This is a genomic window from Pseudomonas sp. GL_093, from assembly GCF_057837605.1.
Genome location: NZ_CM174448.1, coordinates 453,485 through 467,493, shown reverse-complemented (window position 1 = coordinate 467,493; position 14,009 = coordinate 453,485). Strand labels below are relative to the sequence as shown.

Below are 14,009 nucleotides of genomic sequence, written 5' to 3'. Positions count from 1 at the left end.
GGCAAATTTCTTTTCAATTCAACCACTTACCATCCGCGCCGAACGTACGTCAGCTTTGCGGGGGCAAAAGGGAGGTCATTGTACACACCGACACAGAGGCTCACAAATTTGACGACGAAATGTCGCAAATCTATGTCGCATTTGTGAAAGGTTTAAAGCGATATGCTGTGCTAGTCAAAACTTTTTTAATTTTGACCGCAACGACTCAAAGACTACTGTGACGCAGACACCACAAGGCACGCGGCCTGTAGAGGCGGCATGCGCTTGTAGAAATTTTGAGGTGCCGGGAGAGGCGGCCTGGGTAAGGCCGCCGAATCTTCAGCGAGTTGTTGCCAGTTCCTGTTGGACGCTGGCGACAGTGCGAGGCCAAGGTTTACCAGCCTGAACCTTCGCTGGCAAGGCCTTGATGGCGGTAACGGCTGCATCGCGGTTGGCGAAGCTACCGTAAGTGATGACGTAAAGCGGCTTGCCGTTAAGGACTTTCTTGAAATAACGGTACTCGCCGCCCTGCTCCTTGACGAAGGATTGCGCGGCCGTTTCAGAGCTGGTGCCGAGGATCTGCACCACGTAGTTACCCGGCGCTTGCCCTGCGTACCAGGTGCCGCCGGCGGCCTTGGCCACGGTGGCTGGTTTCTCGGCAGGTTTGGCGGCAGCGGTGGCGGCGGCTGGTTTGGCTGGCACTGGAGCTGGCTTCACGGCAGGCGCAACCGGGGCTGGCTTGGCAGTCGCGACCTGAGTCGGAGCAGGCTTGGCGGCTGGCGTCGGTGCAGGACCGGCCGACAGACCTGCTGGAGGCGCGGTAGTGGTCACGGTCGGCGGCGTAGCGCTCGAACCTTCGACCGGCACGCCGTCGTCGCCTTCGGTGATGCCACCGGCGGCTTCGGCCAGCGGACCACGCATGACCGGCTGCGAGTTGCCGACCAGCGGCAATGGCATCGGTTGCGAGTTACCGGCGAATTCGACGGCAGGTGCGCCGCCGCTGTTAGGTTTTGGCGTGCCCTGGCCGAGCGGCAGTTGCGCCTGTTCGTTGGCAGGTGCGCCAGTGGTCGGTGCTTTGCTGCGACCCGGCATCAACCAGGCGGCGGCTACCGCGACCACGACAACGGCGGAAATCGCCAATACGTGTTTCTTCGGCATGTTGAACCCCATACTTGGACGCTTCACCGCTGAGCGGCTGGCAATCATGGCTTCGATCATCGCATCGCGGGCAACCTGGTTGATGGTGCCAGGCCAACCGTCGGAGCTTTCGTGAATATCAGAGATCTGATCTGCGGTGAAAAGTTCGATACCCCGGCCGGCGCCTTCGAGTCGCTGCTCCAGATATTCGCGGGTTTCTTCTTCGGTGTAAGGCTGCAACTCGATGACGTGGAAACGCTCTTCCTCGAGGGTCAGAGCCTCCAATTGAGCAATCAGCGACGACTCACCGAACAGGAACACATGCGGACGACCTTCCGGTGCACCGGCGGCCAGGGCCAGCAAGGCTTCCAGCGCGGACTCGTCGAGTTGCTCGGCGTCATCCACCAGCAAATAGACTTCCTGACCCGTCAGTGCAAGCTGCACCACTTGAGCCAGAATCGCACCGATCTCGGCCTGGGCGACATTCAGCGCCTGAGCCACCTGACGCAGCACGCCGGCCGCATCGCCGGCGCCACGGGCGGAAACCACCACGCTCTGCACCGATTGCTTGTTGGTGCTGGCCACCAGGGCCTGACGCAACAGCGTCTTGCCACTGCCTTGCGGGCCGGTGACGACCAGCAGCAACTGACTGTAGCGTGCCAGGTGATGCAGTTGCCCCAGCACCGGTTTGCGCTGGGCCGGGAAGAATTTGAAGCCAGGCACCCGTGGAGAAAAAGGGTCATGACTCAACTGGTAATGGCCGAGGAAAGCCTCGTCGGCGTGCAAACTAGTCATCGGGATCTTATTAACCTTTAAGCTGAGCCAGAGCGCGGTAATCCGCTCCCAGCGTGGCCTGTAAAACCTCTTTCGGATAATCGTCGGTCACCACCGCTTCGCCCATGTGGCGCAGCAGCACCAGGCGCAAACGACCGTCGATCACTTTCTTGTCAATTGCCATGTGTTCGAGAAAATCGGCTTCAGTCATCTCTTCTGGCGGGATAACCGGCAGGCCGGCCTGCTGGAACAGACGAATGCCGCGATCGCGCTCTTGCTCGCTGATCCAGCCAAGACGCGCGGACATTTCCAAGGCCATTACGGTGCCAGCAGCGACCGCCTCACCATGTAGCCAGACACCATAGCCCATGTGGGTTTCGATGGCGTGGCCAAAGGTGTGACCAAGGTTGAGCGTGGCGCGAACACCGGTCTCCCGTTCGTCGGCACCGACCACCGCAGCCTTGGCCGCGCAAGAGCGCTCGATGGCGTAAGTCAGGGCGACCTGGTCCAGGGCACGCAGGCGATCGACGTTTTCTTCAAGCCAGGTCAGGAACGGCTCGTCGCAGATCAGCCCGTATTTGATGACTTCAGCAAGCCCGGCGGACAGTTCGCGGGCCGGCAGGGTATTGAGGGTAGCGGTATCAATCAGCACCACGTTCGGCTGATAGAAAGCGCCGACCATGTTCTTGCCCAGCGGATGGTTGATCCCGGTCTTGCCGCCCACCGAAGAGTCGACTTGCGACAGCAGCGTGGTCGGGATCTGGATGAAATCGACACCCCGCTGGTAGCAGGCGGCCGCAAAACCGGCCATGTCACCAATCACACCGCCACCGAGGGCGATGACCGTGGTACGGCGGTCGTGCCGCGCTGTCAGCAGACCGTCGAAAATCAGTTGCAGGGTTTCCCAGGTCTTGAACGCTTCGCCGTCGGGCAGCACCACGGAAACCACCGAGAATTGTGCGAGGCTGCGGGTCAGACGCTCGAGATAGAGCGGCGCAACGGTCTCGTTGGAGATGATCGCCACTTGCCGTCCGCGGATATGCGGGGCCAGCAGCTCAGGCTGATCCAACAAACCTTCGCCAATATGAATCGGGTAGCTGCGCTCGCCTAGATCGACCTTGAGTGTCTGCATGTGTCCCCACAGTGAAGATGGAATCAGGCGTCCTGCCTTGAGTTAACGAATGTCCACGGCGTCTGCTGATGTGACGCCGTTCGGTAGCCATCTGCCACAACCTTGAGCGGCCATGACAGGACGCCGAGGATAGCGCATTTCGCGCTGCGCTTTAACGGGGAGGTAGCTGCTGCAAGCGTTCGAGAATATCGAGCACCACCATTCGCGGCGGCCGCTCATCGGTTTCCACCACCAGATCGGCGATTTCCCGATAAAGCGGATCGCGGATCGCCAGCAGATCCCGAAGGGTCTTGGCCGGATCGGCAGTACGCAACAGGGGTCGATTGCGATCGCGGGAAGTGCGGCCGACCTGTTGCTCGACAGACGCATGCAGATAGACCACTCGCCCGCCGGCGTGCAGCGCCCGACGATTAGCCTCGCGCATCACCGCGCCGCCACCGGTCGCCAGCACCACGCCATCGCAGCCGCACAGCTCGGCGATCATCGCCTGCTCGCGGTCACGAAAGCCCGGTTCGCCTTCTTTATCGAAAATCCACGGGATATTGGCGCCCGTGCGCAATTCAATTTCCTTATCGGAATCTTTGAACGGCAGACGCAGCTCTTTGGCCAGCAACCGGCCGATGGTGCTTTTTCCAGCCCCCATCGGTCCAACAAGAATCAAATTTCGCACAGAATCAATGACTCACAGCAATCGCCTGGTTATTCATGATACGCGGAGTGAGAAACACCAGCAGCTCGGATTTTTTCTCCGAAACCACGTCACGCCGGAAAAGGCGGCCAAGATACGGCACATCACCGAGAAATGGCACCTTATCTACAACCTTGCTCTGAGTATTTGAGAAAACTCCACCAATCACGATGGTCTCGCCGTCGTTGACCAGGACCTTGGCATTGACTTCGTTTTTCTTGATCGGCGGTACGTCCTGCACCTTGTTCAGGTAGTCCGGTTCGTCCTTGGTGACCTTGACCTCCATGATGATCCGATTGTCCGGAGTGATCTGCGGCGTCACTTCCAGAGACAGCGAGGCCTCCTTGAACGACACCGAGGTAGCGCCGCTGGAGCTGGCTTCCTGGTAGGGAATCTCCGTGCCCTTGAGGATTTTCGCGGTTTCCTTGTCCGACGTAACCACCTTGGGCTGCGAGACAATTTCGCCGTTGCCGGTCTTCTCCATGGCCGTCAGCTCGAGATCCAGCAGCACATTGTCGGTGATGAAGGCGATACCGAGCCCCGAGGTGTTGGCGGCGGCGCCCATGTCGACGAACGGCGAGTTGGTGCTGGTGCTGCCAGGCGTACCGATGGTCGACGAAGCATTAGCCCCATTATTGCTGACGCCCGAGGTGTTCCAGTTGCCCTTGTTCTGCAACGAACCGCCCCAGCGCACGCCGAGGCTTTTGTCATAGTCGACGTTGGCTTCGACGATGCGCGCCTCGATCATCACCTGACGCACCGGGATATCCAGTTGCGCGACGATACGGCGGAGCTCGTCGAGGCGATCCTGGGTCTGGTAGGCAATGATGTTATTGGTCCGCTCATCCACCGTGATCGAGCCCCGCTCGTCGGCTTTTGCCTCGGCACTGGTCACCGACTGGAACAGCTTGGCGATATCGGCAGCTTTGGCGTAGTTGACCTGCAACAGCTCGCGACGCAGGGGCGCCAGGTCGGCGATTTGCTTTTGCGACTCCAGTTCCTGACGCTCGCGGGCGGAGATTTCATCGGCCGGCGCCACCAGCAAAACGTTACCGATCTTGCGTTTATCCAGGCCCTTGGTTTTCAACACCAGATCCAGCGCCTGATCCCACGGTACGTTCTGCAAACGCAGCGTGATGCCGCCCTGCACCGTGTCGCTGGCCACCAGATTGAGATTGGTGAAATCAGCGATCAGTTGCAGCACCGAACGCACATCGATGTCCTGGAAATTCAGCGAGAGCTTTTCACCGGTGTAGGCGAAGCGTTCGGTGTTGCGTTTCTGCAAGTCATCGACGGTCATCGGCCGGATGCTGACGGTCAGTTTGTTGTCGGTCTGGTAAGTCGAATAATCGAAGGCGCCGCCAGGCTCAATACTGATCGTCGCCCGATCACCCGTGGCGCTGGCGTTGACGAACTGCACCGGCGTGGCGAAATCCTTGACGTCCAGACGTACACGCAACGGTTCAGGCAATTGGGTCTTGGCGAAACTGAGGATGATCTTGCCGTCGCGCTCCTGAATGTCCGGGGCGATGGAAGGATCCGACAGATCGATGACCACATTGCCTTCGCCCTGGGTGCCGCGCTGGAAATCCACACCCCGAATGGCCTTGCCTACCGGCGCATAGGCTTTTACCGGGGCTGGCGCTGCAGTCGCTGCGCGCGGCGTTTTGGGCGCCGGACTGGAGACCGTTTTGTTGGCGCCTTGGCCGACCACCACGAACAGAGCATTGCCTTCGACCCGTGCGTTATACGGCGTCAACTGGGTCAGATTGATGATCAGTCGCGTACGGTCCTTGGCTTGCACCACCGTGGCGCTGCGGGCATTTCCGCCACCCAGGTCACGATTTTTGCTTTTTAGCTGACTGATGACGCCAGGCAGATCCAGCGCAATTCGTGCAGGCGATTCCGTGGTGTAACCGTGGGGCGGCGGTGGCGGCCCATCGAACGACAACTTCAACTCGACGCGGTCCCCCGGCAGCGCGGCGACATCCAGCGCTTTGAGGTTGGCCGCTAGTACCATCGGCGACAGCAACGCTATCCATAGCGAAATACCGAAGGTTGAGAAAATCCTGTTCATTATTCGAGTTCCACTATGAGTGCTCTTTCAAAGGGATGGTCCGCGGCCGCTCCAGCCAGGCGCCTTCGCCGTCGGGAACGATTTCGACCACATCGACCTGCGAGCCACTGATGGCGACGATCCGCCCATCGTTACGCCCCAGGTAATCGCCGACTTTCAACCGATGCACCCCGCCCGCCCCGCGCAGCAGCGCAAAGGAGCCGGTCGCATTGGCGATCGTTCCGACCATTTCAAACTGCTCGATGTTGAAACCTTCGAGGTACTGCTTGACCCGATTCGGGTCGGGTTTGACGTTGCGCGAACCGTGTTTCTGGCCGGCCAGATCGACTCTGATCTGTCGGGAAAACGGGCTTCGCAGGTTGGCGGCGCTGTAGGTGAATGTTGGGTAAGACCGAAATGTCGGCGTTGGTTCAATCTTGCCGGGCGCACGTAAACGCATTTCGTTCATGTACGCGTCCAGGTCGCTGAAGTCATTACCACTGCCGCAACCAGTCAGGCTGGCGACCAATACCATCATCGAAAAGCAACGAATCGGGCTCATTTTTGCAGCCCCTTGTCGTTGTAGCGGTAGGTCTTGGCAAGGATACTCATGCGCAACTTCGGGCCACCTTCCGGGTTGGCCGGCGCAAGATCGAAGTCATGCAGGGTGACAATCCGTGGCAGCCCGGCGACGCCGCTGACGAAGGTGGCAAGGTCGTGATAGGCACCGGTGACGGTGATCTGGATCGGCAGCTCGATGTAGAACTGCTGCGTGTTCTCCGGCAGCAGTTTGATCTCTTCGAACTCCAGGCCACTGCCCAGGCCGGTGCGGGTGATGTCCTCCAGCAGGCCGGGCACTTCGGTGTCACTGGGCAATTGCCGCAGCAACACGCCAAAGGAGTTCTCCATTTCCTTCATCTGCTGCGTATAGAGCTCCAGATTCGCCGCCATATGGGCTTTGTTGGCGAATTGCTCCTTGAGGGTCGACTCTTCCTCGCGCTTGAGTTCGAGATGGCTCTGAAGGTCGCTGATGGAAAAACTGTAGCCCAGCGAAAGCACCAGAATCATAAGCAGGATTCCCGCCAGTGCCTTGATGGCCGGCGGCCAGGAACCCATGTTATTGGTGTCCAGGTCATTGATGTCGATCTTGCGCAGGCCTTCGAACCAGTCAGACAGCCTCATTTGCCGCCCTCCGCAGCGGCGGGCTGAGTCTGACGAACGGTCAGCTGGAAGACGTTGGCCTGATCCAGCTGACCGGCGGTCGTCGCTTTGACTTCCGTGAGGCTGGGCGCATCAAACCAATCGGACGCATCCAGATTGCGCATCAGGTCCGAAACACGATTGTTGGATTCTGCCGCGCCCGTAATGGACAGGGTTTTGCCGGCCATTTTCACCTCGGTGAAGTACACCCCGTCCGGCAAGGTACGCGCTAACTGATCGAAGATCCGCCCGCTGATCGGACGGTTACCTTGCAGGTCCTGGATGATGCGCATGCGCTCGACCAGTTGCTGGCGACGGGCCTTCAAATCGCTGATCTGTTTAATCCGCTCGTCGACCACGGCAATCTGTTTGCCGATGTAATCGTTACGAGCCACTTGCCGATCAATAGCGCCACTGATGACCTGGTTCGCGATCAGCACCGCGCCCACGGCCCCCACCATCACACCGACCAGCGCCAGCAAAAAGCGTTTGCGGCGCGCTTCACGCTGCTCTTCGCGCCAGGGTAAAAGATTGATCCGCGCCATCAGTCGAAACTCCTGAGGGCCAGCCCGCAGGCGATCATCAGTGCCGGCGCATCGCTGGCCAGGGCACCGGCGTTGACCTTGCTGCTCAGGGCCATGTCGGAGAAGGGGTTGGCCACTTGCGTCGGCGTACCCAATCGTTGCTCGATCAACCGGTCCAGCCCCGGGACCGATGCGGTACCGCCGGCCAGCAGGATGTGATCAACCGAGTTGTACTGACCGGAGGCGAAGAAAAACTGCAATGAACGCGACACCTGCTGCACCAGCGCATCGCGAAACGGCTGCAACACCTCACTGACGTAATCGTCCGGCAAACCACCCTGCTTCTTCGCCAGCCCCGCCTGCTCAAGGGTCAGGCCATAACGTCGCTGGATTTCCTCCGTCAGTTGACGACCGCCGAACAATTGCTCGCGGGTGTAGATGATCCGCCCCTGGTGCAGCACGCTCAGGGTGGTCATGGTGGCGCCGATATCAACCACCGCTACCGTCAGACGCTCCTGAGAAGCCGCCAGTTGGCTCGCCAGCAATCCGTAGGAACGCTCCAGCGCATAAGCCTCGACGTCGACCACACGGGCTGTCAGGCCGGCCAGGGCCAGTGCCGCTTCCCGGACCTCGACGTTTTCCTTGCGACAGGCCGCCAGCAGCACATTGACTCGCTCGGGGTTGCGCGCAGAAACGCCCTGGACCTCAAAGTCGATGGCCACTTCGTCTAATGGATAAGGGATGTATTGATCGGCCTCGATCTTCAGCTGGTTTTCCATTTCGTCGTCGGAAAGACCGGCGTCCATCTCGATGGTCTTGGTGATCACCGCCGAACCGGCCACGGCCACGGCGACATTCTTGAGGTTGGTTCTGGCCTTGAGCAGCACGCGCGCGAGTGCCTGCCCTACGCCTTCGAGCTCGGCGATATTTTTCTCGACCACCGCGTTGGTGGGCAAAGGTTCCACCGCATAGGCCTCGACCCGAAAGCGGTCGCCTTGGCGGCTTAGCTCCAGAAGCTTGACCGACGTGGAGCTGATGTCGATCCCCAGAAGCGTATTGGCCTTTTTATTGAAGAGTCCTAGCACTACCAATTCCCTATGACTATCCGTGTCTTACGGACTCTGTAATATCCGTTGCGTTCAAACCACCCGTCTTGACAGCAGTGCAAATGACGCCCTCGACGGAAAAATGCTTATAATGCCCAGCGTTTTTTTCCGGTTTTTACTTCAAGCGCGGGTCGTTCCCTGTTTATCTGAACCCTGATGCCAAATTCATTCTTTGCCCTGGATGTCCAAAAGCCTTGATTCGTCTGCTGAAATTTTTCGGTTGGTCCATCGTCGCCGTTTTCTGCGGACTGCTCCTCGGTCTTAGCGGCGCCTTTCTCTACCTTAGTCCGGGTTTGCCATCCGTGGAGGCGCTGAGAAGCATCCAGTTGCAGATTCCTTTGCGGGTCTACAGCAGCGACAACAAGCTGATCGCAGAATTTGGCGAAATGCGCCGCACACCGATCCGGTTCGCCGACATTCCCCCCAATTTCATTAATGCGTTACTAAGTGCTGAAGACGACAACTTCGCCAACCACTACGGCGTCGACCCCAGCAGCCTGATGCGCGCGGCCAGCCAGTTGGTAAAAAGCGGACACATTCAGTCCGGCGGCAGCACGATCACCATGCAGGTGGCGAAGAACTTCTTCCTGACCAGCGAGCGCAGCTTTTCGCGCAAAACCACCGAAATTCTCCTGGCCCTGCAGATTGAACGGCAGCTGACCAAGGACGAGATCCTCGAACTCTACGTCAACAAGATCTATCTGGGTAACCGCGCCTACGGTATCGAAGCCGCTGCACAGGTTTACTACGGCAAGTCGATTCGTGACGTCAGCCTGGCGCAGATGGCGATGATCGCCGGCCTGCCAAAAGCCCCCTCGCGTTTCAACCCGCTGGCCAACCCGGCCCGCAGCAAAGAACGTCGCGACTGGATCCTTGGGCGCATGTACAAGCTCGGCAAAATCACCGAAGCCGACTACACCACCGCGATCAACGAGCCGCTGAACGCCAGTTATCACGTGCCGACCCCGGAAGTGAATGCGCCGTACATCGCCGAAATGGCCCGTGCCGAAATGGTCGGCCGTTATGGCAGCGACGCTTATACCGAGGGTTTCCGCGTCACCACCACGGTGCCGAGCAACCTGCAGGAAATGGCCAACACCGCAGTCCACGAAGGGTTGATGACCTACGACCAGCGTCATGGTTATCGCGGCCCGGAGTCGCGCCTGCCGGGCAAGACTCGCGAAGCCTGGACAACCGAGCTGACCAAGCAGCGCACCATCAGCAGCCTTGAGCCCGCCATCGTCACCCAGGTCGACAAGACCGGCCTGCAAGTGATGACCCGTACCGGTGACGAACACGTCGGCTGGGACAGCATGAAATGGGCGCGTCCGTTCCTGAACACCAACAGCATGGGCGCCAATCCGAAGCAGCCTTCGGACGTCGCCCAAGTCGGCGACCTGATTCGTGTGCAACGCCAGCCGGACAACTCGCTGAAATTCAGCCAGATCCCGCAGGCTCAGGGCGCGCTGGTTTCCCTCGATCCGCAGAACGGTGCCATTCGCTCCCTGGTCGGCGGCTTCGCCTTTGAACAGAGCAACTACAACCGCGCCATGCAGGCCAAGCGTCAGCCGGGTTCGAGCTTCAAGCCGTTCGTCTACAGTGCCGCGCTGGATAACGGCTACACCGCCTCCAGCCTGGTGAACGACGCACCGATCGTGTTCGTCGACGAGTACCTGGACAAGGTCTGGCGTCCGAAGAACGACACCAACACCTTCCTCGGCCCGATCCGCCTGCGTGAAGGCCTGTACAAGTCGCGTAACCTGGTTTCGATCCGGTTGGTGCAAGCCATCGGCGTTGGCAAGACCATCGATTACATCACGCGCTTTGGCTTCAACAAGCAGGACCTGCCGCCCAACCTGTCGCTGGCGCTGGGCACCGCGACGCTGACGCCAATGGAAATCGCCACCGGCTGGAGCACCTTCGCCAACGGCGGCTACAAGATCAGCCCCTACATCATCGACAAGATCGAAAGCCGCAATGGCGACACGCTGTTCGTCGCCAACCCGCCGAGCGTCCCGAAAGGCAACGTCGCCACCGACGGCATCGCCGCCCCTGTCGCGGCCAACGCCTTCACCGTCAACGCAACTCCGGGCGAAGCCTTGACCGCCCAGCCAGCGCCACAAACGCCGGCCGTGGCCGAGCGCATCGTCGATGGCCGCACCACTTACATCCTCAACAGCATGCTCGAGGACGTGATCAAACTCGGCACCGGCCGCCGCGCCCTGGCCTTGGGCCGCAGCGACATTGCGGGCAAGACCGGTACCACCAACGAGTCCAAGGACGCCTGGTTCTCCGGGTACAACGCCGATTATGTGACCACTGTCTGGACCGGTTTCGACCAGCCTGAAAGCCTGGGTCGCAAGGAGTTCGGCGGTACCGTCGCCCTGCCGATCTGGATGAGTTACATGGGCGCCGCACTCAAAGGCCTGCCGCCTCATACGCAGGCAGAGCCGGAAGGCATCCTCAGCCTGCGAGTCGACCCGGTCAGCGGCCGTGCGGCCACCCCAGGCACGCCAGGCGCCTACTTCGAGCTGTTCAAGGCCGAAGACACGCCACCGTCGGCGAACGAGCTGGGCAACGGCACTGCGCCGGGCAGCCCACTGCCTGCGGACGAAGCGGCACCGATCGATTTGTTCTGATCGCCTGACGCTGCAAAAAGCCCCGCCTTTGAAAGAAGAGCGGGGCTTTTTGTTGCCTGTGGATTTCCAGCACTGGCCAGAAAAGTGGCGCATCTCAAGCCGTCTTCGCGAGCAGGCTCGCTCCCACAGGAGGACGCATTTCAATGCGGGAGCGAGCTTGCTCGCGAAGGGGCCGCTATAGGCACCACAAAAGCCACAGGCAAAAAAAAGCCCCGACTCGCAAGAGCCGGGGCTTTGTTTTGAAGCGCTACAACGACTTAGCCGTTGAACACGTCATCCACGCTTTTCAGCGGGTAGTTCTTCGGATACGGCAGGGTCGCTACGCCGGTCTCGATCGCAGCCTTGGCCACGGCATCGGAGATCACGGTGATCAGACGGGCATCCATTGGTTTCGGAATGATGTACTCACGACCGAATTCCAGTTTGATGCCGCCGTAGGCGTCGCACACTTCCTGAGGAACCGGCAGTTTGGCCAGTTCACGCAGGGCGTTGGCCGCAGCCACTTTCATTTCTTCGTTGATGCGCTTGGCGCGAACGTCCAGGGCACCACGGAAGATGAACGGGAAGCCCAGCACGTTGTTGACCTGGTTCGGGTAGTCCGAACGGCCGGTCGCCATGATCACGTCGTCACGGGTGGCGTGAGCCAGTTCCGGGGCGATCTCTGGATCCGGGTTGGAGCACGCGAACACGATCGGGTTGGCCGCCATGGATTTCAGGCCTTCAGCGCTCAGCAGGTTCGGGCCGGACAGGCCAACGAACACGTCCGCGCCTTTCAGGGCGTCGGCCAGCGTGCGTTTTTCAGTCGCGTGAGCGAAAACAGCCTTGTACTGGTTCAGGTCGTCGCGGCCGGAGTGGATCACGCCGGTACGGTCAACCATGAAGATGTTTTCGATGTTGGCACCCATGCTCACCAGCAATTTCATGCAGGAGATGGCGGCCGCACCGGCGCCCAGGCAGACGATCTTGGCGTCAGCGAGGGTTTTGCCAGCGATTTCCAGGGCGTTGATCATGCCGGCCGCGGTAACGATCGCGGTGCCGTGCTGGTCATCGTGGAATACCGGAATGTCGCACTGCTCGATCAGAGCACGTTCGATCTCAAAGCACTCAGGTGCCTTGATGTCTTCCAGGTTGATGCCACCGAAGGTGATGGAGATACGCTTGACGGTGTCGATGAAGGCTTGTGGGCTTTCGGAGTCGACTTCGATGTCGAAAACGTCGATGCCGGCGAAGCGCTTGAACAACACGCCTTTACCTTCCATGACTGGCTTGGAAGCCAATGGGCCGAGGTTACCCAGGCCAAGAATTGCGGTGCCATCGGAAATGACTGCAACCAGATTGCCCTTGCCGGTGTACTTGTAGGCGAGTTCAGGGTCGCGGGCGATTTCGCGGACTGGTTCGGCTACACCGGGGCTGTAGGCCAGCGACAGGTCGCGGGCGGTAGCGGTGGCTTTGGTGAGCTCGACGCTCAGCTTCCCTGGACGAGGATGGGCATGATATTCGAGAGCGGCAGTTTTCAAATCAGACATATGGGCATTCCGCTTTTTACTGTGGGACAGACGGACCGCCGAGGATACTCGTGTCGCAAAGTCCCTACAAGACTGACCGGTCACCCCTGTCAAGCACCCGGCCCTACGACTTTGGACCAAGAGCCGCGGAACACAAGGGATTGACTGTTCACAATTCACATTAAAAATGTCTACAATTTTTTATCACTGCGCCATCTGAAGCATCGCCGGGTCGGTCAATGGCAGAAGCCAGCGCGCCTGCCCTTCTTTCAGTCCGCCGCGTCGCGAACGGTCCAGCACCCAGCCACGGGCCTCGATCTGCCTGCCCTTCAGCCGCTCGAGATCCGCCACATCGAACTGCCCCAGCAAATTGGGTGCAACGCGCAATACAACCGAATCCTGCAACTCGATCCAAACCCCGCCGCGATTGCGCTGAACCTTGCTCACACGACCGCTGAGCACAGCGAAACCGGAAGTGTTGATCTGCTCCGCTTTCAGCACAGGGGATTGACGCCACAAGCCGAGGCCGGCCTGACGGGCGCTGTGTTCCGCCGCTTGCTGGCAGTCGACCAGATCGACATTCGGCGCGACCGCTACCTGGAAACCGAGTCCTTCAGCGAGCATCTGCGCTTCAAGGTTGGCGCCATCGGCGCTGTAGACATGGGCCAAGGTGCGACCGTAATGGTCTTTGCTTTCTTTGCCGGGCAGTAAACCGACCCGCCCATCGCTGGCGGCCACCAAAGCCTCCAGGCGTTGGCGTGCCGCCACCGCGAACGGCTCGTCGGAGCGGCCTTTCTTGCCCAGCTCCGGCGTATTCAAACCGATCATGCGCACGCTGCGGCCATCGCTCAGGCGCAGCGTGTCACCATCCACCACCCGTTGCACCGCAACGGATGTCAGCCCGCTCGGCGCCGGGCAGAAGGCCTGGGCACCGGAAAGCCAAATCGCAGACACAAAAAAGGCGCCCGCAAGGGACGCCTTTTTCATCAGCAAGGTAAAGCCCATGGGGCTTTGCAACCTTACTCTGCAGCAGCAGGAGCTTTCTTGCCGAAAGCACCGAAGCGGTCTGCGAAGCGCTGTACACGGCCGCCAGTATCCAGAGTCTTCTGCTTACCGGTGTAGAACGGGTGGCACTCGTTGCATACGTCAGTACCCAGTGGCTTGCACAGGTTCGAACGAGTTTCGAACTTGTTGCCGCAGCTGCAAGTTACTTCGATGGTTTCGTACGCTGGATGGATATCGGCTTTCATGGTGTATTCCTCAGGCTAG

The 14,009-nt window shown here is 59.8% G+C and carries 12 protein-coding genes; 1 reads left to right on the top strand and 11 read right to left on the bottom strand.

Annotation, left to right across the window (positions count from 1 at the left end; genetic code table 11):
• Nucleotides 1-318 precede the first annotated feature (318 nt).
• The 8 genes from AC3IUE_RS02095 to AC3IUE_RS02060 form a co-directional block, all read right to left on the bottom strand.
• Nucleotides 319-1,911 (bottom strand): AAA family ATPase, encoded by a 1,593-nt coding sequence (locus tag AC3IUE_RS02095; RefSeq protein ID WP_056741191.1) that lies wholly within the window; start codon nt 1,909-1,911, stop codon nt 319-321.
• Between the two features lie 10 nt (nt 1,912-1,921).
• Nucleotides 1,922-3,022, bottom strand: coding sequence for a 3-dehydroquinate synthase (gene aroB, locus AC3IUE_RS02090; RefSeq protein WP_489265271.1), 1,101 nt, complete (start codon nt 3,020-3,022; stop codon nt 1,922-1,924).
• A gap of 151 nt (nt 3,023-3,173) precedes the next feature.
• Entirely contained in the window at nt 3,174-3,692 is a 519-nt protein-coding gene (aroK, locus tag AC3IUE_RS02085) for a shikimate kinase AroK (protein WP_010464421.1), read from the bottom strand.
• A 4-nt stretch (nt 3,693-3,696) separates the two neighbouring features.
• Complete coding sequence (locus AC3IUE_RS02080) at nt 3,697-5,787, bottom strand: type IV pilus secretin PilQ (protein WP_489265269.1); 2,091 nt, start codon at nt 5,785-5,787, stop codon at nt 3,697-3,699.
• Between the two features lie 13 nt (nt 5,788-5,800).
• Entirely contained in the window at nt 5,801-6,328 is a 528-nt protein-coding gene (locus tag AC3IUE_RS02075) for a pilus assembly protein PilP (protein ID WP_056741185.1), read from the bottom strand.
• Nucleotides 6,325-6,948 carry a type 4a pilus biogenesis protein PilO gene (pilO, locus tag AC3IUE_RS02070; RefSeq protein ID WP_436274940.1) on the bottom strand — a complete coding sequence of 208 codons (624 nt, stop codon included), beginning with the start codon at nt 6,946-6,948 and terminating at the stop codon, nt 6,325-6,327. The genes AC3IUE_RS02075 and pilO overlap by 4 nt, the downstream gene beginning before the upstream one ends.
• A complete protein-coding gene (locus tag AC3IUE_RS02065) occupies nt 6,945-7,511 on the bottom strand; it encodes a PilN domain-containing protein (RefSeq protein ID WP_056741181.1) in 567 nt (188 codons plus the stop codon). Before AC3IUE_RS02065 ends, pilO begins: the two co-directional genes overlap by 4 nt.
• Entirely contained in the window at nt 7,511-8,575 is a 1,065-nt protein-coding gene (locus AC3IUE_RS02060) for a pilus assembly protein PilM (RefSeq protein WP_489265266.1), read from the bottom strand. The genes AC3IUE_RS02065 and AC3IUE_RS02060 overlap by 1 nt, the downstream gene beginning before the upstream one ends.
• Before the next feature lie 218 nt (nt 8,576-8,793).
• On the opposite strand from AC3IUE_RS02060, the gene AC3IUE_RS02055 reads away from it, so the two are divergent.
• Nucleotides 8,794-11,235 (top strand): penicillin-binding protein 1A, encoded by a 2,442-nt coding sequence (locus AC3IUE_RS02055; RefSeq protein ID WP_489268739.1) that lies wholly within the window; start codon nt 8,794-8,796, stop codon nt 11,233-11,235.
• 257 nt (nt 11,236-11,492) lie between these two features.
• On the opposite strand, the gene AC3IUE_RS02050 is transcribed toward AC3IUE_RS02055, so the two are convergent.
• The 3 genes from AC3IUE_RS02050 to rpmE form a co-directional block, all read right to left on the bottom strand.
• Nucleotides 11,493-12,761, bottom strand: coding sequence for a malic enzyme-like NAD(P)-binding protein (locus tag AC3IUE_RS02050; RefSeq protein WP_046045614.1), 1,269 nt, complete (start codon nt 12,759-12,761; stop codon nt 11,493-11,495).
• A 183-nt stretch (nt 12,762-12,944) separates the two neighbouring features.
• A complete protein-coding gene (locus AC3IUE_RS02045; protein ID WP_489265264.1) occupies nt 12,945-13,745 on the bottom strand; it encodes a thermonuclease family protein in 801 nt (266 codons plus the stop codon).
• A 14-nt stretch (nt 13,746-13,759) separates the two neighbouring features.
• Nucleotides 13,760-13,990 (bottom strand): 50S ribosomal protein L31, encoded by a 231-nt coding sequence (gene rpmE / locus AC3IUE_RS02040; protein ID WP_008080648.1) that lies wholly within the window; start codon nt 13,988-13,990, stop codon nt 13,760-13,762.
• Nucleotides 13,991-14,009 lie beyond the last annotated feature (19 nt).